The organism is Ligilactobacillus saerimneri, from assembly GCF_036689625.1.
Taxonomy (GTDB): domain Bacteria; phylum Bacillota; class Bacilli; order Lactobacillales; family Lactobacillaceae; genus Ligilactobacillus; species Ligilactobacillus saerimneri.
Window position 1 is genome coordinate 329,602 of sequence record NZ_CP144759.1, and the last position, 22,807, is coordinate 352,408.

A 22,807-nucleotide genomic window follows, 5' to 3' on the forward strand; every position below is an offset into this window, starting at 1 on the left:
CAAAGACACGTTGATATCAGGTTGCCAATATGGTCGGAAAAAATAACACTCAACTTCGCAAGCAAAAGGCTGCTATGCAAAAGCCAAGGTATGGTTTGCGCAAATTAACGGTTGGCTTTGCATCGGTTCTTTTAGGTACAATGTTTGTATTTGCAAAGGGTCAACTAGTCCAAGCTGATGAAACTGGAAATGCACTGCCAACGGTGCAAACAACCGGTGATGCAATAACTAGCAAGGATTCAGGGAATAGTGAGTTAACAGAAGTTACCAGCACTCAATCTCAGCCGAAAACAACGACTGCTGTTTCTGATGAGTCATCTACTACAAATACGAGTAGCCAGAACGTACCAGCGACAGATACTAGTGTGGCAAGTAGCAGTACGACTGGGGATACGGTGCCACCTGCTACTTCGGTAGATACAACAGTGAATGAAACCTCGCCTGCAACAGAAAGTAATGCCCCTATCCAACCACGGGTACGAGCAGCTGCGCCAAATGTTACGACATCAGTGGCGAACGATGGTCTGACCGCTACTGATAATAATGGCAGAACTTTGCGTATTAGCCGCAGCACCCTGGGGAATGATGGCTCTAATAGTGGGATTACTGTCAGTCTAAGTGGGACAATCAATACCGGTGACGTTTACATCGTTAAAGTTCCTAACTATCTATTTTCACTTAATGATAATGCGGTTATGACAGCGGGGGCGTTAACTGGAGCTGGAACTGTTAAGCGGACATCAGAAAAGATTGATGGGATTAGCTATAATGTTTATACTTTCCAGTTTACTAACAACTTCACTATTAGTTCCCAAGGGTTACAGATTATCATCAATGATGGCAATAACTATACGGGTCAAGGGAGACCAAGTGATGTAATCAAAGATGGGGACGCTATTAGAAAAATTTACTGGAGTCATTACAATAGCAATGACACAACAACGCCAATAGAGAATCCTCCATTAACATATACAACTAAGATCCATACTAGTTTGGACAATGCGCAACTTATTCAAACTAAACCTGATCCGAAGACGGTTAATAAACTGTTGCCGGATGTCACATATGAGTTTGAACTTGATATTCGACAAGCAACTGGGATCCAAGATGACCAAAGCTATTCTTCTAACAAGATTAACTCAGCCCGTAATTATGGCGCTCAGATTGTAATTCCGGTACCAGCAGACTTCATTTTGGATGAAGCTGCCTCCCGGTTAGCTAGTCAGTTAAAAGATGGTGATCAAACAACGATTACGCAAGTAGGTGGTAAAGGCGGAAACATTGTCATCACTGTTCCCAAGGGATATGGGGCCCAAGGCTATGAAGTTCAAACAGGATATAAGTTAGTGGGAAAATTTGAAGCTGAACGTCCAGAGACTACTTCGACTTTAACTGCAGCAGGACCGATCACGATACAAGAGCAGATCCTAACTGAAGATGGTTTGACAACTATCTCCAAAACACTGGCTCCATGGCAGATTACGATGTTAGGAAAGGATGCTATTCCTGACCAAGGAAAACTGCCACTGTATTCATGGGGAAATAATAATTCTAATTTATTTAGTCAAACAGTTGCGACGAAGATTACCAACTATTTCTCCTTTACTAATCAAACTTCAGTTGAGTTTAAGAATAGCCTGCACATTGTTGCAGAGTTTCCTAAGGAACTGGCTATTACGGGTTTTAGAACGCCACAGTTAAACGAGGCAGCGCGGCGGGGGACAACAGCTTATACTTACACAGCTTACTTAACTGATGGGACCGTTTTGACGGGAACTATTAAAGCAGGGGAGGCAGTAACTGCGCCGACAGGGAAGTTACTCCAAAAGGTAGAGCTTATTCCAGATGTCTGGGCAGTGGGGGCCGAAACGAATAAATATGTTAACTATTACATCACTGGTAATTTTGGGACAAACCAGTATGATAGTCCGGAATCTTTCGTTGTGTATGGGACCTTGGCACCAGCCACCGATGAGGCCGATCCGTTACCTGCTGATCTGAGGATTAGTACTAAATTTACAGTTTGGTCACCAGAGTTTGGAAATGGAACTGCTTATACTAATACTTCAAACCAACGGGTCCAAAGTGTAGCTGATTTGAAGTCAGATGCCGGAGCCACTGGTTCACAAACATCTAATCAATATTACAGTGAAGACTTAAACTGGAAATCATATGGTAGTATCAGCATCGCCAACGCCAATAGTTCGTCCATCGGAACAAAGTACATCCATGAACCAATCTTCTACTACGTCTTACCAGAGCATATGAACTTTCCTGGTACGTGGAAAGATATTGGTTTACCAAATCCAGGAGAAAAGGGAGTAGTAGAGCCCAAGCTGACTAAATTTATGTATAATGGGCGCGAAGTTATCAAGCTAGATTATACGGGAACAGGATTTAACTTTGACGTCAAAGCTGGTAACTATGTCAATGGTTCTAACCAAATGCCGATTGCTATTGATCCGGATGCTGAAGCAGGTTCATATGGTTGGCAAGTATACATGTTCACCCGGACAGGGATGGTTAACACCTCCAAAGAAGTGCTGAATCCTGAAGAAGATGTCAAAGGTTATACTCAAGGGATTACTGACAGTGGAGTTAGTGGTAAGTTGTACCTATTAGGTTCAGGGACTTTTACAATTAAGACCCCACCAATTGCTTATGTCCCAAATACCGCTCAGGGGAACCAGGACGTTAAACCGGTTCAAATTGGGACTTCAGACGACAAAGGAAGCGACCAAATGGCGTACTTTGTACGGCTGGCAAATTATAGTACTGATGGCATTAAACAGGGATATTTGGTCTCTAACTTACCACAGAGTTCGGATACAAGTTTTACTTTCCATTTGACCCGGGCGGTTGAATTTGAACCGCGTAGTACTGCGTTTGGTGTGAATGATTTTGAAATTTTGTACTCATATGATACACAAACATTGCCAAATCAAACGCAAAAAGGTTACTTACCGTCGACAGTAGGCTTTATGACCGCGGATCAGGTTGATGATTGGTCTAAAGTTAAAGCAGTGATGGTTCGTTTCTTACGGACGATTGACTCTATCACAGCAGTGGGACAGTTCATTTTCCATGGGACTGATCCAAACTTTATCAATGATGCGAATAAGACAGGGTATCTGGATACAGCCTTGATGGGTGAAGGAATGACACCGTTTATTTCTACCCGGGCGGGGATAAAGATTACAGGGGAGTCTACTGTTAAAGTACGACTACATTATGTTGATGAGAATGGTCAGGACCACTACATTGATGTTCCGGCCTTAACGAAGACATATAGTGACAATCAAGATACGCTGAAGTTATCCGATTTTGCGGTTACAAATATTCCTGCTGATTTGATTCCAGCTCACTATCAGTTAGTAGCGGGACAAACGCCGACGATAATCAAGACTGGAAAGTATAGTACGGGTCAGGCTGGCTTTGATCAGATCGTTGCTTATTATTTCGATGGTGATACCGTTCAGTTTGAATTGGAACATATCATTGATCGGGTCACTAAAACGATAACACGGACAGATAAGTTCGAATATGATCCAAGTGCACCATTGTATCAACAAGATGGTGATAATAGCATTGCTGTTCCAGTTATCAAGACCTATACTGTAACCCAAATGACAGATGAAGTTACAGGCGAAGTCACTTATTTGTATCAGGAACAAGGAACAACCACCACCGGGACAGAAGCAACATTTACGATTCCAGGGGTAACCGTTCCGAAAAAAGCGGGATACTTGGCAGGAACAGCCGCTTCAGAAATTGCCACAAAGGGAATCACTTTTGATATTGCAGCTGAATTTGCTAAACATCCAGAAGATACAATAGCATTTACCAATACAGTTACCTATACTGCTCTACCACAAGAATTTCACTACGTAGTAATTGATGACACCGATAATAAGGTCATCATCCCTGACCTGAAGATCGCAACGGGAGTCACTGATGGAGCGATTGATGACGAGAATAAGACAGTTTATTGGGATGTTTTCAATCGTTTAAATCAAGGGATTGATGACGGTTATGATTTGAGTTATGTACATTACTACGATACCGATCAAGGAAAATTTATTGATTCTGATGATGGGTTGGGGATGCCGAAGACATATTCAGCTGATCCAAGCAAAAATATCGTAACTATGCATTTGATTCACAGTAACCAGTTCACCTTAGAAACAAAGACGGTAACGCGGACAATCAATTTCTGGGATGCGGATCAAGATCGCTTGATTAATGACGCAAATGGACGGGTAACTACAACACAATATCCTCAGACTGTGAAGCAAGTAGTGACCTTAAAGCGCTACGCAATTTATGACATGATCACTAAAGCCTTGGTTGGTTATTATAAGCCAAGTCAAGTGGATGTGATTTTTGAAGGTTCAGGTGTAGTGCCAAAAGTAGGGGAAAAATGGATTCCATATGCTGAAGCAACTGAGGATACTGCTGGGTACGAAGCAACAGATGAAACAAGTTGGCAAGCAGTAGCAACGTATGATTTGACGAAGTTTGGTTATGAAAAGGCCACGGATAGTAATGACCGAGCTTTAGCGTCGATTGCAGCTCAGGATGTTGATGCAACAACGGCAGATACGACAGTAGATGTCTTTTACCATGAAAAGTGGGTTAGTGTGACACCAGATAATCCGCCCACTGTCGGTGAAAAAGTTGCTGGTAGTGATGATAATTCGCCGGTTTATCCTGCAAATGAATACGCCAGCCATGTGCAAGATTATGAATCAACTTCAACCCGGACAATTCACTATCGGTATGCACAAGGAACTTCTAAGAATGGGGTTGATGTTTCAGGGCAACCAGTAGCTGGCTTAAATGATATTCACCAAACAGTTAAGTTCTACCGGCAAGTAGAAATTAACTTGGTAACGGGAGAATTATCAGTTCGCAACATATGGATACCAGTAAGTACTACAACCGAAGATCAAAATGGTAATTCAACCACCATTACCAGCGGTGCAGTGGGAGATTATGCTAGTGTGCCTACCCCATACTATGATCCGAATAAGCCAACAGAATATGACTTTTTGAAAGGATACACTCCTCAAGAAGCGATAGTAAAATCGATTGCTGCTATTCAGGGCGTGAATGCTGGTGATGTCTATGTTGTTATTTCTCCTAATACATCATTAGCCCAAGTAGCGTACATTGACCAAGATACCGGCAATACACTATTTACTGACGGAATTAATGGTAATTCAGGGGACACAATTAATTACACTACCCAGGAACGGTTAGCACAGTTAGCCAAAGCAGGTTACAAGCTGGTATCTGATGGCTGGACGACTAATCCTGAGGGACTAAATAAGGAATATCTAGAATCATATGATAATAGTGAACTAGTTGATACCGATGCTGGAAAAGTCCCGCTGAAAATTAAGCAGATCTGGAAAGTTTATGTTGGGCACAAGCATGTCACAGTTACTGCTGAAGCAGGAAAAGCAACGATAGATCAACTGACAGATGGTGATGGTTATACACATAACTACCCGCAAGGCGTTGACCAGAAAGATCTGAATACCACTGTTACTCGGCAGATTTCCTTTGTTTACAAGGATGGACGCGAAGCGTTCGCTCCTGTCATCCAAGAATCACATTGGACGCGGAAGGCTGATATTGATCTGGTTAAACTTGCCCAGGGCAGTGATGACGCAGTGCATTATTCTAAGTGGGTTCATGGGACCACTGATGTAACAACACCGGTATACTTTGATGCTTATAATTTAACCGCTAATAAGCACACCCTTGCAGGATATACAGCGAATACAGAGACAGTTGCGAGCGAGCGGATTGCCTTTGATTTGGCTGGTAAGCCGAAAAATGGTGGGGACGAAGTTGTCATCTATACTCCGAAGGAACAAAAAACAAATATCACGTTTGTTGATAAAGAAACGGGGAAGGTCATCACTCCGACATATGAAATCACGGGACATACAGATGAAACCATCACTTTGAAACAAGACGATGGGAGCTTTAAAACTCCATCAGGGATCGAAATCAAAGTTCCAGCTGGATGGAGACTGGTTACAGGACAGGAGATTCCTACGACGATTACGTTTACTGGTGATCATACTCCTGACCAAAAGATTTTGATTGAACATGCTACTGTTTTAGTGACACCGGATGATCCTAAAACGACGACCGATCCTCTCCCAGATAATCCTAATCTGACATATACGACCGGGTTAGAAGCAGGTGATCTAAATCAAACGGTAACGCGGACAATTATCGTCTACCTCCCAGATGGTACTACCAAGCAATTAGTACAAACGGTTAAGTTCCAGCGGAGTGCGCTTGTAGATGAAGTTACTAAGCATGTTACCTACAATCCATGGGAACTTGTTGCTGGTTATCGGGATTCATTTGCTAGTGTAGGAGCACCCGAAATCGTAGGGCAACTCGATGGATATACGCCAACCAACGCTGCGCCTGAGATGGACAATATCCAGCCGTTGGATAAAGACACAGTATTCACAATCCGGTATACAGCTAATCCACAGAATGCTCAGATAAAGCTAGTGGACGATAATGCCAACGGTCAAATTTTGAATCAGTTGACTGCAAGTGGCAATTTTGCCGAGCAAATTGTGTTTACCAAAAACGGGCAAAATCTAGAACAAATTATTGCCACTTTAGAAGCTAAAGGCTACATTGTGAACGCAGATGCAACGGATAATTTTGCTAAAGGGACGACTTATCAAAGCGACGATCGGCATAATCAATTTGTCCTGCATTTTAAACATAAGCAAGTGGTAGCGCACAGAACTAAGACAATTACAGAAGTAATTCACTACGTCTTTGCCGATGCTACACATTCCCAAGCGGCGGATGATTACCAGACAGAGCCAGGCTTGACAGTGATTCAAGATGGGGTTACTGACTTGGTAACTAAGACCACTATTTGGAATTCGGCTTGGCACCAAAAAGTGACTTTTGCAGCAGTTGATAGTCCGAAAATTCAGGGCTATACGGCCGACCAGTCAGAAGTATCTTCGGTAGTAGTATTGATTACGAATGACAATTTTGCTGATCCAAAATTAAATACTGTTGAAAGAACAGTGATTTATAGTCCTAATAAGCAGGGCGCGACGGTAATTTATGTTGATGATGACAACAATCAACTACAAATTGGTGATCCACAAATGATCAATGGACAAACTGACCAGAAAGTCGCTACTAACATTATCAATCCGGATCCGAATAGGTATGTCTTGGTACCAGGTTATCCAACGGAGATTAACTTTACTGCTGATGGAACCCATGATGGTGAACAAATTGTTGTGCACCTTAAGCACAAGTTGGTAGCCCAAGAGCGAACTAAGACCGTTACGATGACAGTGACCTATAACTTACCAACAGGACCACAAAAGGTAGCAAAGACCCTAGTCTTTACTCAAGGGGGAATCAAAGATATGGCTACCGGAGTGGTTGTTTGGGATCATGATTGGAATGACCAGGCAAGTTTTGCCACCTTGAACAGTCCAGACATCGAAGGATATACTCCAGAGATGGACAGTGTTGGCGGTGACACAGTTGTTGTTAGCAATGCTACTTGGGACGAGAACCTAGATAAAGCATATGTCGTTAACTACACTCCAAACCCTGAAACAGTCACAGTACAGCATATAACGACTGATGGGCAGCCGTTGCATCCAAGTGAAAACTTGACTGGTGTCTATGGTGGAGAGTACACTGCGACTGCGAAGGATATTCCAGGATACCACTTGGTTAGCGGTTCCACACAAGTAACCGGAACTTATCAAGTGGATAATCACGCCGTAGTCTTTGTTTACGCACCTGATGAAGAGCAAGTAGTGGTGCATTATCAAACCGCTGATGGACACCACTTGGCTCCAAGTACAGTTTTAACAGGAACATTTGGGGCAGCATTTACTGCACAGGCTATACAGATACCTGGTTATCACTTACAAAGTGCAGCCCCTAGTGTCAGCGGACAATTTAAGCTGGTAAATGATGAAATTATTTTCATTTACGCACCAGATAATCAGCCACAGATGCCAGAAGATGACGCAGATAAGAACAATGCGCCCGGGACAATGGCTGATAAGAAGGTTGCGCTTAGTGACCAACAAAATCCAAGTCCAGCTCAAGCGGAAAGTAAAACAGAGCAATTAGCGCGGCTACCGCAAACGGGTGCCGAAGAAACCACCAGTGAGACGGTGTGGGGGTTACTCCTGATAATGCTGGCAGGATTATTAAGAATCGATCTGAAAAATAAAAAGAAAAAGCACGATTGAGCTAAATAACACCTAACAACGAAGGATAATTCGCAGTTTATTACTGTGAGTTATCCTTTTTTGCTAAAAATGTTTTTAATCTACGTTAGTTAGTTGAATAATTAACTAATTTCGTTGATAATGAGAATAGATAAAGCATACTTGGGGAGGAAAAATAGGTGACAACTATACTAAAAAAAGCACGTACTTTTTTTGATCGCAATGCGCTATTGCTGAAATTATTATTTGTAACATCAGTGGTAATCTTTGTGATTTTTGAAGTAGCAAAAATTTTTCGCGATGTAGATTGGAATCGGGTTGGACAGGGATTGGCTGATCAGTCACCAATCGAAATAGGGTTGATGTTGTTAGGCGGAATGGTAGCAGTATTACCGATGTTGGGGTATGACTTTGCTATTGTGAAGTTTTTACCAGGAAAATTCACAATCCCGTATATCATCCGAAGCGGATGGACAACTAACAGTTTTACTAATATCGCTGGCTTTGGCGGGGTTTTAGGGGCAACGTTGCGGGCCCATTTTTACAGTCAAAATGCAACTAAAAAGCAGGTATTATATGCCTTATCCAAGGTAGCGTTATTTTTGGTTGCGGGTTTGTCTATTTTGTGTTGGCTAGCTTTAGGAATGATTTTTATTGGGCAAATCGGAGTTCAATTTGCTAATTATTGGATTTGGTTAGCTGGTGGAGCTTTGTATTTCCCAGTATTATTTACTGTTACCAAACTAAAAAGTGCATCCTTTTTTGAAGACCTAACGCTGGGGATTGAGCTGCGGTTAATCGCTGGATCGCTATTTGAGTGGTTATTTGCGGCCGGGTTCTTTATGATGATTGGCTGGGTTATGCATGTATCTGTGAACTTAGCTGCAATTTTCCCCCTGTATGTTATTGCATCAGTTTTAGGGGTCATTTCAATGGTACCTGGGGGCTTAGGTTCCTTTGACGTCTTCATGATGATGGGGATGAGCACCCTAGGCATTGCAACAGACCAAGCTGTTGTTTGGTGTTTATTCTTTCGGATCTTTTATTATATTGTTCCCTTTATCATTGGCTTAATCTTTTTTGCCCACAGCATGGGAGGACGGGTCAATGAGTATTTGGATGGTTTGCCCCAAGCTGCTTTCCAAAAAATTGCGCATATCCTAGTGACTTGCTTCATGTATTTCTCAGGTATCTTTTTATTATTGGAAGCAGCGGTCCCTAATTATACATTCAGTAACAAGTTTTTGTTGCAGCTATATCCATATACCCTCTTTTTCTTGAGTCAATCATCGGACATCATCTTTGCAGTTCTTTTGATTATTTTAGGTCGGGCGATTGCACTAAAGGTTAAGCGGGCTTTTTGGCCGGCATTGCTATTATTGGTAGCGGGTGTGGCCAACACTATTTTTTGGGATTCTTCGTCGCCGGTGTTTATTGCTTTCCTAGTTTTAGTAGTGATTGCAGTGGCCTTTGCCAAAAAAGAGCTTTATCGTGAACAGTTACGTTATTCCATTAACGAATTGATTGTTGACGGGTCGATCTTTGTGATGACGCTGGTGATCTATCTTATTGTTGGAGTATTAAACACGCCATCATTTATGCGCCATCATAAGACGCCTGCCGTTTTCCTATTTCCTGGTTTGAAAATTTGGCTGTCGGGATTGATTGCACTTTCAATTGCTGCATTGCTGGGAATGATTCTGATCCGCTATTTAGGAGCAGCCAATGATCCTTTCAAGCTAAATAATTATGATGAAGAACGTATTCATAAGATAATTGCCCAGTTTGGGGGCAATGAAGTAAGTCAGTTGGCTTATTTGCGTGACAAAAATATTTATTACTATCAAGTTAACGGTGAGGATCAACTTTTCTTCATGTATCGGCGCAACGCTAATAAATTATTGATCATGGGAGAACCGGTCGGTAATCAGGAATATTTACGAAGTGCAATCTTGGATTTTATGAAGGTTGCTGATCGGTTTGGCTACAGCCTGGTATTTTATGAAACAAATCAGGAAGTCGCCTCATTGCTCCATGATTATGGGTTTGATTTTATTAAAATCGGTGAAGAAGGGTATGTTGATCTGCCCAACTTCAGTATGGCGGGGAAGAAGCGGCGGCCATTACGGAACTTAGTTAACAAATTTGAACGTGAAGGTTATGAGTTTGCTTTATTACAACCACCATTTGATGCGGCGACAATGGCTGATTTGCGTAGCGTTTCAGATGAATGGTTAGGGCAAGAAGTCGAAAAAGGCTTCTCATTAGGTTTTTTTGACGAAGAATACCTACAACAGCAACCGATAGCAGTGGTAAAAAACCAATACGGACGCTTGGTGGCCTTTGCTAATATTATGCCAATGGAGGAGGGCGTACTTTCAATTGATCTTATGCGCCACCGCCATGATGGTGTTCCTTCTGGAGTAATGGACATTCTATTTATCAAGTTGTTTGAATATGGACAGCAAAATGGATATCAGCGGTTTGATATGGGAATGGCTCCGTTAGCAAACGTAGGAAATTCGGAGTTTAGTTTCCTCGAAGAAAAAATTGCCCATTTGATCTATGAATATGGATACCGTTTTTACTCGTTCCAAGGATTACGGTCATTTAAAAATAAATACGTTACCCAATGGTATCCTAAATACATTGCTTACCGGAAGAAGAGTTCACTAGTTACTACCATGATCCAATTATTTGCGGTAGTGAACGTTCCGGTTAAAAAAGAGAAGAATACCACGGGGTTACCTGATTTATGGCAAAGATGGTTGCCACGATTTTTACGTAACTAATAATGAATGAAAAAACTAGAGTTTTAGCTGGAGTTTAGAAAACAGTAATAATAAAACCGTTAGAAAGTAACGTTTTCAGTAACGCAATTTCTAACGGTTTTTGTATTATTGGTATCTATTTATGAATTTGAACCAAGTGGGCAATATATTGAGCAAATTCCGCGTCATCATTGAGGGCAGGAACAAGATCTAAAGTTTGCCCGCCATGGGCTAGGAAATTAGCTTTATTTTCGATACCATTTTCATGTAAAGTTTCTAAACAATCAGCTGTGAATGATGGACAAACTAATAAAACTTTTCGTATGCCTGCATCAGCCGCTTGGACAAGACTTTCATGGAGATATGGTTGGAGCCACGGGGTTGGTCCAAACCGTGATTGGTAGGTGAATTTAATTTTGTCTGATGTTAAAGTTAAAGCTGCTTGTAACTTGCGCGAAGTAACCATGGTTTCATCCTGGTAAGGATCCCCGCGTTTAATCATAGAGACAGGAACCCCGTGATAGGAAACAAACAATTGGTCATAGTCACCTGCTGTCCACAATTGGTTGATCCTATTAACCAGAAGCGCAATATAAGCATCGTCGCCACCGAAGCGCTTAATAATTGTTGCATTTGGAGCAACCGCTGCAACTTGGTCGATAATGGACTTAGTAGTGGACTTACTGTAATGAGGAAAAAGTGGGAGAACAGTGATGTGGTGACATTTTTGTTGCAACTTGGTAATTTGACTGGCAATTGTTGGTTGCCCATAGGTCATAGCCATTGTCACTTCCCAGTCAGGAAGTAAAGTGCGAACTTTTTTAGTTAAATTATAGGTATGGACGATGAGAGGAGATCCCGCATCGGTCCATATTTCCCGATAAAGCTGAGCTGATTTAGCCGGCCGTGACCGTAAAATCATCCCATGCAAGATTGGTTTCCAAAATCAGCGGGGCATTTCAATTACATTGGGATCACCCAGGAATTCGGCGAGATATTGGCGTACATCAGCCACACTTGTGGAACGGGGGGAACCAAGGTTTACGAGGAGTAAGCCGTTTTCTTTCAAAAATAATCTTCCTTAATACTAAGGCTAAGAAGTTAGTCGGTAGTGTGTAAAAATATTTTCTAATATAACCGGATTAGTCATGCTGGTGTTGCTTATGCGCTAAGTGTGCGCTATGGGCTATTCCCCACGCATGAAGGGCATCGAGGGTCGGAATCAATTCCTGACCATGTGCAGATAACTGGTATTCGACCTTAGGGGGCACAACCGGATAGACCTTGCGATTAACTAAATCATCTTCCTCCAGTTCTTTTAACGTTTGTGTAAGCATCTTTTTAGTTATTCCAGGTAGTGCGCGGTATAAGTCAGAAAAGCGTAACACTTGTTGAGCGCGTAGTTGAATTAAAATAGGGATTTTCCATTTGCCCAATAAACTTTTGAGACCATCATCGATGTGACAGTCCAGTGGTTCAAAACTCATCGGTATTCCTCCTGCGACTTTTTAAGTTTTATTATACGGATCAATTTTGTGCTTGCCAAATTAAACGGTATCTTTAAAGTAACCTGATTACTCTGAAGTGCCGTCTTGGCAATCTAGGGATTTTTATTTATATTTCTTACATAGAGTAAGTTATGGAGTGGAGGTTATCCAAATGACAATGGCAGATTATCGGATTCATCCAGAAAATGGTTTAGAAGTAGGAATCTATACGTTAGGGGATAGGATGCCTGACCCAACTACGGGCAAAATTAGTAGTGAAAAGCAACGAATTGATGAGTTAGTCGAAGAAGCTACGTATGCAGAGCAAGCAGGTTTAGACTACTATGGTTTGGGCGAAAGTCATCAGCAATATTTTACTAACCAGGCACATACAGTCATTTTGGGAGCTATTGCTAATGCAACGCGAAAGATTAAGATCGGGTCGGCTGCTTCTATTGTGTCGACCACAGATCCAGTTAGACTTTTTGAAGATTTTGCTACATTAGACTTGTTGTCTAATGGGCGGGCCGAAATTGTTGGCGGACGAGCATCACGTTTAGGGATTTTTGATTTGCTTGGTTACAAATATGAAGATTATGCTGAACTTTTCGAAGAAAAATTTGATTTATTATTGCAGATCGCAGCCAATGAACGAGTTACGTTGTCAGGCAAGTTTCGCGCTCCATTAAATGATATTGCTGTGTATCCTCGGCCTTTAAATGGAAAGATGCCTATTTGGCGAGCGGTTGGTGGACCAGCTGAGAGTGCGATTAAAGCAGGGCGAGCAGGTGTTCCCATGGTGATTACAACCCTTGCTGGGCCGGTATCACGTTTCAAGGAGTCGGTGGATATTTATCGTGACGTTTTACGCGAAAATGGATATGATCCAGCAGAAATTCCGGTAACAACTGCGGGATTATTTTATGTAGCTGAAGATATGACCACAGCGCTACGGGAGTATTATCCACATGTTGATGAGGGAATGCGGTTAGCTAATGGTTATGGCTTTGATAAACGGGCCTTTGCTGCCCAACGCGACCCGCTACAATCAATGAATGTTGGTGACCCAGAAGCTGTTGTTGAAAAGGTCCTTTATCAGTATGAACAGTTTGGGATGCAACGCTATATCGCCCAACTTGACTTTGCAGGAATGCCCCACAAACAAGTGATGAGACAAATTGATTATTTAGGGGAGAAGATTGTTCCTGTTGTTAAGCAGTATACCCGGGCATATCCGAAGAAGTAGGTGAAATAATGAAAATAGTACTTGTATCAGGTGCTGTTATTGGTTCGAAAACGGTAACAATTTTGAACAAACTAAAAGATGCTCTCCAAGCACAAAGCAACCAAGTTGAGGTGGTTTTGCTGGATTTACGACAATTGCAGATGGTATTTAGTGATGGACGTGATTTTCGTGAGTACAGTGGTGACACTCTCCGTGTGGCAACAGAAATCATGAGTGCGGACGCTTTGGTCTTGGGATCACCAGTATACCAGGCAGGAATCTCTGGGGCGTTAAAGAATGTCTTAGATTTACTTCCCGCACGAGCACTGGCAGACAAGGTGACCACAGCTGTGATAACAGCGGGCTCACCCCGCCATTTTTTGGTGGCTGATTACCAGCTTAAACCGATTTTAAACTTCATGAAGGCAGTCCCATTAGCAAGCAGTTTATACGTGGAGAGCAAAGATATTGCTGGTGATGAAATCATTACCGGAGAGATTATTACGCGTATTGACCGATTAGCCAGTGACTTGTTATTGACGACTGAGACGTATCAAGCACAACTGCAAAGATTAGAAGATAGCCTTTTCTAGCGTCAAAGAATTAGTGGTATAAATTTTATAAAAAGCTTTGGCTATATAATAAAAATAGCGGCAAGCAAGAAACAATATTTCTTGCCTGCCGCTTGTTTAGTTATGGAAATATTTATTTTTGATCGTCATCGTCAAAGCGGAATAGATAGTCATCATCATTCATTGCTTCAACGTTCCCCAACAGATAACCATTACCGACTTGGGAGAAGAAGTCATGGTTAGAAGTGGTAGTAGAGATCCCGTTCATGACTACCGGGTTGACGTCCTCAGCAGTATCTGGGAATAAGGGATCCATACCAAGGTTCATCAAGGCTTTGTTAGCATTGTAACGTAAGAAAGTGAGCACTTCTTCTGTCCAACCAACTTGGTCATAAAGAAGGTGGGTGTATTGTTCTTCATTAGCATAAAGATCATAGAGAAGATCGTACATCCATTCTTTAAAGCTTTCTTGCTCCTCAGCATTCAATTCGTTAAAACCAAGTTGAAACTTATAGCCAATATATGTGCCGTGAACAGATTCATCCCGCAGGATCAACTTGATAATTTCAGCAACGTTAGCCAGTTTATTGTGGCCTAACCAGTATAGCGGAGTGTAGAAACCTGAATAGAATAAGAAAGTTTCCAGGAAAACAGAAGCGACTTTCTTTTCTAATGGTTTACCGTGACGATAAATGTCATTAATTTTTTGAGCTTTATATTGCAGTGTTTCATTGCTGTTAGTCCAAGCAAAGATCTCTTCAATTTCTTTAGGAGTGTTTAACGTTGAAAAGATTGAAGAATAACTTTTAGCGTGGACAGACTCCATAAATTGAATATTGTTAAGTACAGCATTTTCCTCTTGTGTACGTGCATCTGCCATCAAAGATGACATTCCATCTTGTGATTGCAAGGTGTCCAACAGGGTTAGTCCCCCGAAAACTTTCCCTACGACATCTTTATCGGCGTCAGATAAAGTGCGCCAGTCCGCAAGGTCGTTAGAAAGGGGAATTCGTGTATCTAACCAGAATTGTTCAGTTAATTTTTCCCAAGTAGCTTTGTCAATGCTATCTTCAATGTCATTCCAGTTGATAGCTAAGTAATTTCCTTTTTTGTCTAGACGTTCCATGAACGGATTATTCCTCCTTAATTAAAATCAACACCTAGTTAAATTGAGCAGCTTTCACATTGGTTTGCGCCGACTTCTTCCTGATCATCAGTGAAAGTCCGAATATAGTAGATAGACTTGATGCCTTTTGCATAGGCATAGTTTCGTAAGATGGACAAATCTCTAGTTGTCATCTTGTTTGTCCGGTTCTTCTTCCACTCATACAAACCTTCAGGAATAGTTGACCGCATAAAGAGAGTTAAACTCATTCCTTGGTCGACATGTTGTTGAGCAGCCGCATAGGTGTCAATAACTTTCCGCATGTCAGTATCATAAGCTGACTTGTAGTACTTGATAGTATCGTTAGAAAGGTATGGAGCTGGATAATAGATCTTCCCAATCTTTCGTTCCTGTCGTTCTTCAATCCGGTTGATAATTGGATGAAGACTGGCAGTAGTGTCATTAATGTAAGAAATTGATCCGTTAGGAGCAACAGCCATTCGGTTTTGATGGTAGAGCCCATCAAGCATTACAGCTTCCTTGAGTTTGGCCCAATCAGATGGTTGGGGGATGAAAGTGCCTGCAAAAAGTTCCTTAACCCGGTCAGTTTGCGGAGCATAAGATTTAGTTACATATTTGTCAAAGTAAGTCCCATCAGCATACTTACTTTTAGCAAAATTTGCAAAAGTCGTTTGTCGTTCTCGAGCAATAGTATTTGAGGCTTTAAGAGTCCAGTAATTTAAGAGCATAAAATAGACACTAGTAAAGTCTAAAGCTTCTGGAGAACCGTACTCAATGTGATTCTTAGCCAAAAAGGCATGCAATCCCATAGCACCTAAACCAATAGTATGTGCAATCGCATTGCCATGTTCAACTGATGGAACGACATCGATTGCAGAGTGGTCAGTCACAAATGTCAAAGCTCGGGTCATAGTCATAACGGACTTACCAAAATCAGGTGAAGCCATCAGGTTAACGATATTAGTTGAACCTAGATTACAACTAATATCAGTGCCAAGTTCGTCAAATTCCTGGCGATTATTAACGCGTGAAGGACGTTGAACTTGCAGAATTTCTGAACAAAGATTACTCATGATGATTTTGCCATCGATTGGGTTAGCCTTGTTAGCAGTATCGATGTTGATAACATAGGGGTAACCTGATTCTTGTTGGAGTTTGGAAATTTCTTCTTCCAATTCCCGGGCTTTAATTTTCTTCTTAGGAATAGCAGGGTTAGCTACCATATTGTCATATTCTTTAGTGATATCAACATATGAGAATGGTTTACCATAGGCGCGCTCAACCCCCCATGGGTCAAAGAGATACATGTCGGCATTCTTTTGTACCAATTCATAATATTTATCAGGTACAATAACTCCTAAAGATAAGGTCTTAACCCGGATTTTTTCGTCAGCATTTTCCTTTTTGGCGGAAAGAAAAGCAATAATATCAGGATGAAAGACATTCAAATACACAACTCCTGCACCTTGACGTTGGCCAAGTTGGTTGGAATAGGAAAAGCTATCTTCCAGGAGTTTCATGACAGGAATGACCCCGGAAGCAGCTCCTTGAATTCCCTTGATAGGGGCGCCAGCTCCCCGTAAGTTGGATAGGGTGATCCCAACACCGCCCCCAATCCGTGAGAGTTGTAAGGCAGAATTGATTCCTCGTCCAATTGAGTTCATATCATCAGTAATTTGGATTAAGAAACAGGACACCAACTCACCCCGCCGCTTGCGACCGGCATTGAGGAAGGTTGGAGTAGCTGGTTGATAACGCTGGTGAATAATCTCATCTGCTAAAGCCATAGCCAATTCCTCATTACCATCAGCAGCAAAAAGAGCATTGGCTGCTACCCGATCAATGAAGTTTTCCAGATAATATGCTCCATCGTTAGTTTTTAAAGCATATTGGGCATAGAATTTATAAGCGGCCATGAAGGTCTTAAAGTGAAAGTTGGCTTGACGTAAAAATGCGTATAACTTTTCAATGAAGCTAAAGTCATACTTATGAATAAATTCAGCTTCATAATAATCATTGGCAATGAGATAATCAAAGCGTTCCTTTAGATTGGCAAACCGTTTGGTGTTGGGGCCAACGTTTTCTTCGAGAAAGCTAGCTAGAGCTTCCTTATCTTTATTCAATGGAATTTGCCCATTAACAGGGAGATTGATCTCATTATTGAGATCATAATAACGAACTTTGCTGATATCAATATCTTTAAGACTCAAGTTTCTTCACCGCTTTCCTGAAATTTTCTACATCGCGTGGTGTGCCGTTGAATTCAAAGGCATAAATAATTGGTTTTTGGTATTTGTGAGCCAGTTCTTTAGCAGTGATAATAAATAATTCCGCAAAATTACGGTTACCATTGCCAATAATTCCTTTTAAATTTTTAGAATTTGTTCCATAACTTAAAAATTCGTCCACAGGTTCCGTGATAGCAGGGTCACTATACGACGGAACGATGAGGACGAACGGCTCGTTGACTTCATGTTCTGGATCAATCCCATCAATTTCGTAAGGATCACTAACAGCAAGTTTTTTGACAAACCGCCGTGTCTGACCTGTCACAGTAAAATAGACAACTTTCATTAGTCAGCGATGAGCCTCCTTAAAAGATCAGGACGAAAACCATTGATTACAGGTTCGTTGTTTTCTTCGATCACCGGAACAGTTTGGAAGCCGTGATCACGGAGATAATCAATGTATTGTGGTTCTTGTGAAATATTTTTTTCTTCAAAACTGATGTTGTGTTGTTCTAAGAATTTCTTAGTCATCTTGCACTGGATACAGTTATTTTTAGTAAAAACAGTTAGCTTCATTGTGCTCACTCCCTCGATAATTAACGTAATTCAGTATACAATATTTTGGGAATAAATCAACAAAAAGCAATCGTAAAACACAAGATATAGGGGGTTAAAAAACACCCTCAATACCATATATAGAGTTATTTAAGAAAGCGGATACCAATAGAAATTGCTTTATCACGCGAAAATTCGTATGATATAAAACAGAATATGAACGTAAATTACAGAAAGGATACAAAAATGCCAAATTATTATTACACAGAAAATCCAGATGTAGATCATGCAGAACAACGCTGGGATTTTATACTTCTGGATCAGACACTAACTTTTATTACTGATAATGGTGTTTTTTCTAAGAATACTGTGGATTATGGTAGTCGTGTGCTATTGACTGCGGTAGCACCAACCTTAACTACCGCAGCAAAAATTCTAGATGTGGGATGTGGCTATGGCCCGATTGGATTAGCTTTGGCAAAATCTTTCCCAGCAAGCCAAGTTGATATGGTAGATGTTAATAACCGGGCATTAGCGTTATGTCAACGAAATGCTACGATTAACAAAATTAAGAACGTCAAAATCTGGCCTTCAAACTGCTACCAGGATGTTGAAGATGCTGATTATGATGCGATCATTTCCAATCCGCCGGTCCGAGCAGGAAAACAAGTAGTACATACCATTTTAGCGGAAGCATATGCCCACTTGTTGCCAGGAGGGACTTTAACCATTGTTCTTCAAAAGAAGCAGGGAGCTCCATCGGCTAAAAAGAAGATGTTAGAAGTTTTTGGTAATTGTACAACTTTGACGCGGGATAAAGGGTACTTCATTTTGCAAAGTATTAAATAGGAAGGATTAAGAAAATGGAGCTTAGTGAATTTGAAAAGTACAAGTTTATGCGGGAAGCGTTGTATGAAGCTAAGAAAGCTCAAAACATAGGTGAAATCCCCATTGGATGTGTAATTGTTCACGATGGTGAAATTATTGGGCGAGGGCATAATCTGCGTGAGCACAGTCAAGATGCGGTTCATCATGCTGAAGTGATGGCTATCGAAGAGGCTTGTTTACGCACAGGATCATGGCGATTGGAAAATACTCAGTTATTTGTTACCTTGGAACCATGTGCAATGTGCTGTGGAGCAATTATCAATTCTCGAATTCCAGAAGTTTATTATGGGACTAAAGATCCCAAAGCAGGTTGTGCAGGGAGTTTGATGAATTTGTTAGGGGATAAACGCTTCAATCACCAGGCACAGGTTGAGTACGGAATTATGGAAGAAGCGTCAGCTAAAATTTTGCGTGACTTCTTTCGCTATATTCGGAAACAACAAAAAATCAGGAAGCAGCAGCGTAGGCTGGCGCAACAAAAGAAAGATAAATCAATACTGGAAAAATAATTGTGATCGTGTTAAGATATATTTTGCCGCAAGGCCTTAAGGCAATGTTGTCCTTACGAACCGTGTCAGGTCCGGAAGGAAGCAGCACTAAGTTTGGTTCAGCATGTGCCTTTTGTGATATGAATGCAAGCTCCTGGTCTGTTAAGGCGAGGAGATTTTTTGTTATAATGGGGGAAATGTTTTATTAGAATGGGAAGGAATGCAGGATGAGTTATCAAGCATTATACCGGGTATGGCGTCCTCAGCGTTTTGCTGATTTGGTGGGGCAAGAACTGATTACTAAGACGTTGCGGAACGCGTTAGTAACGAAGCAAACAAGCCATGCATATCTTTTTTGTGGACCGCGGGGAACAGGAAAAACTTCGGCTGCTAAAATTTTTGCTAAGGCAATTAATTGCCACCAACAAAAAGATGGCGAACCATGTAATGAATGTGAAACCTGTCGGGCAATTACAGCCGGCCGTTTAAACGACGTAATTGAAATTGATGCTGCTTCAAACAACGGTGTTGAAGAAATCCGTGACATACGAGATAAAGTAAAATATGCGCCGACACAAGCAGACTATAAAGTTTATATCATTGATGAAGTTCACATGTTATCCACGGGTGCGTTTAATGCCTTATTAAAAACGTTAGAAGAACCCCCAGCTAATGTAATTTTTATCTTAGCTACTACGGAACCACATAAGATTCCAGCAACGATTATTTCCCGAACCCAACGGTTTGATTTTAAGCGGATCACATTAGCTGCGTTGCTACACCGTATGGAATACATTCTTCAGCAAAAAGAGATTAAATATGATCAACAGGCTTTGCAGGTGATTGCTAAAGCAGCCGAAGGGGGAATGCGAGATGCATTGAGCATTCTAGATCAAGTCTTATCATTTGGTGAAAACGAAGTCACATTAGATAATGCCTTATTAGTAACTGGAAGTGTAACGCGACAAGAATTACATAATTATTTAGCTCAAGTGTTAAATCATGACACGGCAGCGGCGTTGATAACCATTCAGAAACTACTCCAGGATGGCAAAGATCCTAGTCGTTTGATTGAGGACTTGATTATGTATTGTCGAGATTTACTGCTGTATCAAGAAGCACCAGAAATTGTTGAAGCAAATCGGATGGGTGTCATTGACGATAGCTTTAAAGAATTTGCGCAGGCGACAGCAGCTGATCGTCTATATCAGATGATTGATGTGTTGAATGAACAACAAGAAAATATGCGGTTCACAACACACCAATCTGTCTACTTAGAGGTAATGACTGTCAAGTTGACACAAGCTTCGCAAATGACACCCAAGCAAGCACCGGTTGCTACGATGGATACGGGACTTCAAACAGAAATTAAGCAACTTCAACAAGAAGTGGCAACGCTGAAGCAAGAACTTAATCGTCGAAGTCAACCAGGGGCTACTGTTACCGAGGTTAATTCTCAAGTAAAACCACAAGCTGTAACACGGAAGCCGATTGCTAAAATTAAGGTTGATCTCGAGCGGGTATATTCGGTATTGCGAGCTGCAACCCGTGAGGATAAACAAGCTGTAACAGCTGTGTGGGACCAGGTTCTCTCACAATTGGCAATACCACAACGGGCAATCATGTCGGTGGCCCAACCCTTAGCAGCCGCCCCTAGCCAACTCTTATTAGGGTTTAAGCAGAGTTTTCTTTGTAAAAAGGCTATTGCAGATGAAGAACTGCAGGTTGCAGTGACTAAACAATTAGAATTGTTATTAGGCAGGGAATTTAAACTGGTTTTCATTCCGCAAGACCAGTGGCTAGAGATTCGTACAACCTATGTTGACCAACTGCATAAAGGGAAACAGAAGTCTCAGGCAACAACTTCCTCAAAAGAAGAGGCGCCTACTGCTTCACAACCGGTAGCGCCACTAGTCGCTGAAGCCAATAAAATTTTTGGGGAAGATATTGTTAAAGTTAAAAATGATTAATTTAAAAGTGAGGTAATATGTAATGATGCGTGGAATGAATATGTCAGCAATGATGAAACAAGTTAAGCAAATGCAAAAGAAGATGAAACAAGATCAGGAAACGTTAAATGCGACGGTTTTCACAGGACATGCGCCAGAAGATTTAGTAGTTGTTAAATTTACTGGTGACCGTAAAATGACTGATTTGACAATCAAACCGGAAGCAGTAGATCCGGATGATGTAGAAATGTTACAAGATTTGTTGGTGGCTGCTATCAACGATGCGATGGGCCAAATTGATAGTCAAACCCAAAAGACAATGGGAAAGTATGCACAAAATATCCCGGGTCTATAATTTGAGTTAAAAGGGGCGAAAACGGTGCAGTATCCAGAACCGATTGAGAAGTTGATTGAAAGTTATATGCGCTTGCCGGGAATTGGTAATAAGAACGCTACGCGGTTAGCTTTTTATACCATAGATATGGATGAAGAAGATGTTACAAAGTTTGCTAAAGCTTTGATTTCAGCTAAGCGTGACCTGCACTATTGTCAAATTTGTGGCAATATTACTGAAGATGAGCCGTGTGAAATCTGCCAGGATCAGACACGGGACCAGCATCAGCTAATTGTGGTAGAGCAACCTAAAGACGTGATGGTATTTGAAAAAATGAACGAATATCATGGACTGTATCATGTCCTCCATGGGGTTTTATCGCCGACTGATGGGACAACGCCTGATGACCTAAACATTGCTAGTTTATTGAAGCGGCTGCAGGAGCATGAGGAAATTACAGAAGTAATCCTAGCAACAAATGCAACTACTGAGGGTGAAGCAACGGCAATGTATTTATCGCGATTAATCAAGCCTGCTCAAATCAAGGTTACACGGCTGGCACATGGTTTGGCTGTGGGAAGCGATATTGAATACGCAGATGAAATGACCCTAGCGCGCGCAATGCAAGGTCGGCAAGAGATGTGAGGGATCAAGATGTTTGGTTTATGGAAGAAACAGCAATTAAAGAAGCAATATGACGAAATGCTCTTGGCTGATATTGATACTGCTAAGCGTAATTGGGACAACGCCCGCCAAACGCAGGCGGCAGTGTATGATAGTGATGAGCAATTGGTGGCTGAAACAGAATTAGCTAAAGCCAAATATTATTTTCTTTATTTAGAAGCAAAAAGGCGTCAAATTAAAGGTCATATCCAATCGTCGGTAATTGATCACTGATGATGGATGTATGAAAATTAGTATAC

The 22,807-nt window shown here is 41.4% G+C and carries 15 protein-coding genes, 1 other RNA gene and 1 pseudogene; 11 read left to right on the top strand and 6 right to left on the bottom strand.

All coding sequences use genetic code 11. From position 1 onward, the window contains the following. Window positions 1-74 precede the first annotated feature (74 nt). Both V3C97_RS01570 and mprF read left to right on the top strand, forming a co-directional pair. A complete protein-coding gene (locus V3C97_RS01570; protein WP_338434310.1) occupies window positions 75-8,282 on the top strand; it encodes a mucin-binding protein in 8,208 nt (2,735 codons plus the stop codon). A 158-nt stretch (window positions 8,283-8,440) separates the two neighbouring features. Continuing rightward, window positions 8,441-11,053 carry a bifunctional lysylphosphatidylglycerol flippase/synthetase MprF gene (mprF, locus tag V3C97_RS01575; protein WP_338434311.1) on the top strand — a complete coding sequence of 871 codons (2,613 nt, stop codon included), beginning with the start codon at window positions 8,441-8,443 and terminating at the stop codon, window positions 11,051-11,053. A 115-nt stretch (window positions 11,054-11,168) separates the two neighbouring features. On the opposite strand, the pseudogene hemH reads toward mprF, so the two are convergent. Both hemH and V3C97_RS01585 read right to left on the bottom strand, forming a co-directional pair. Further along, window positions 11,169-12,101: pseudogene (gene hemH, locus V3C97_RS01580) on the bottom strand (ferrochelatase). Window positions 12,102-12,174: 73 nt separating this feature from the next. After that, entirely contained in the window at window positions 12,175-12,519 is a 345-nt protein-coding gene (locus V3C97_RS01585) for a helix-turn-helix domain-containing protein (protein ID WP_338434312.1), read from the bottom strand. Between the two features lie 172 nt (window positions 12,520-12,691). On the opposite strand from V3C97_RS01585, the gene V3C97_RS01590 reads away from it, so the two are divergent. Both V3C97_RS01590 and V3C97_RS01595 read left to right on the top strand, forming a co-directional pair. Beyond that, entirely contained in the window at window positions 12,692-13,765 is a 1,074-nt protein-coding gene (locus V3C97_RS01590) for an LLM class flavin-dependent oxidoreductase (RefSeq protein WP_338434313.1), read from the top strand. Between the two features lie 8 nt (window positions 13,766-13,773). After that, a complete protein-coding gene (locus tag V3C97_RS01595) occupies window positions 13,774-14,337 on the top strand; it encodes an NADPH-dependent FMN reductase (RefSeq protein WP_027826918.1) in 564 nt (187 codons plus the stop codon). Window positions 14,338-14,449: 112 nt separating this feature from the next. Here the strand turns inward: V3C97_RS01595 and nrdF are convergent, their stop codons facing one another. The 4 genes from nrdF to nrdH are packed head-to-tail and all read right to left on the bottom strand — an operon-like array spanning window position 14,450 to window position 18,246. Then, entirely contained in the window at window positions 14,450-15,442 is a 993-nt protein-coding gene (gene nrdF, locus V3C97_RS01600; protein ID WP_338434314.1) for a class 1b ribonucleoside-diphosphate reductase subunit beta, read from the bottom strand. A 38-nt stretch (window positions 15,443-15,480) separates the two neighbouring features. After that, window positions 15,481-17,652 carry a class 1b ribonucleoside-diphosphate reductase subunit alpha gene (gene nrdE / locus V3C97_RS01605; RefSeq protein WP_338434315.1) on the bottom strand — a complete coding sequence of 724 codons (2,172 nt, stop codon included), beginning with the start codon at window positions 17,650-17,652 and terminating at the stop codon, window positions 15,481-15,483. Then, window positions 17,642-18,016, bottom strand: coding sequence for a class Ib ribonucleoside-diphosphate reductase assembly flavoprotein NrdI (nrdI, locus tag V3C97_RS01610; protein ID WP_338434316.1), 375 nt, complete (start codon window positions 18,014-18,016; stop codon window positions 17,642-17,644). Before nrdI ends, nrdE begins: the two co-directional genes overlap by 11 nt. Further along, on the bottom strand, window positions 18,016-18,246 hold the full coding sequence (nrdH, locus tag V3C97_RS01615; protein ID WP_009553213.1) for a glutaredoxin-like protein NrdH: 231 nt from the start codon (window positions 18,244-18,246) through the stop codon (window positions 18,016-18,018). Before nrdH ends, nrdI begins: the two co-directional genes overlap by 1 nt. Before the next feature lie 225 nt (window positions 18,247-18,471). Between nrdH and V3C97_RS01620 the strand changes: the two genes are divergently transcribed. From V3C97_RS01620 to V3C97_RS01650, 7 genes are all read left to right on the top strand, one after another. Continuing rightward, entirely contained in the window at window positions 18,472-19,074 is a 603-nt protein-coding gene (locus V3C97_RS01620; RefSeq protein WP_338434317.1) for a class I SAM-dependent methyltransferase, read from the top strand. A gap of 14 nt (window positions 19,075-19,088) precedes the next feature. Next, window positions 19,089-19,622 (top strand): tRNA adenosine(34) deaminase TadA, encoded by a 534-nt coding sequence (tadA, locus tag V3C97_RS01625; protein WP_317294417.1) that lies wholly within the window; start codon window positions 19,089-19,091, stop codon window positions 19,620-19,622. A 28-nt stretch (window positions 19,623-19,650) separates the two neighbouring features. Next, window positions 19,651-19,749: signal recognition particle sRNA small type (ffs, locus tag V3C97_RS01630), an RNA gene on the top strand. A 79-nt stretch (window positions 19,750-19,828) separates the two neighbouring features. Next, window positions 19,829-21,571, top strand: a complete 1,743-nt coding sequence (dnaX, locus tag V3C97_RS01635; RefSeq protein WP_338434318.1) for a DNA polymerase III subunit gamma/tau — start codon at window positions 19,829-19,831, stop codon at window positions 21,569-21,571. Window positions 21,572-21,593: 22 nt separating this feature from the next. Continuing rightward, the gene (locus V3C97_RS01640; protein WP_278838577.1) at window positions 21,594-21,905 is read left to right on the top strand and encodes a YbaB/EbfC family nucleoid-associated protein; all 312 of its coding nucleotides are present in this window, start codon (window positions 21,594-21,596) and stop codon (window positions 21,903-21,905) included. A gap of 24 nt (window positions 21,906-21,929) precedes the next feature. Beyond that, window positions 21,930-22,529 (top strand): recombination mediator RecR, encoded by a 600-nt coding sequence (gene recR / locus V3C97_RS01645; protein ID WP_338434319.1) that lies wholly within the window; start codon window positions 21,930-21,932, stop codon window positions 22,527-22,529. Window positions 22,530-22,538: 9 nt separating this feature from the next. Then, the gene (locus V3C97_RS01650; RefSeq protein ID WP_009553200.1) at window positions 22,539-22,781 is read left to right on the top strand and encodes a YaaL family protein; all 243 of its coding nucleotides are present in this window, start codon (window positions 22,539-22,541) and stop codon (window positions 22,779-22,781) included. The last annotated feature ends 26 nt before the right edge of the window (window positions 22,782-22,807 follow it).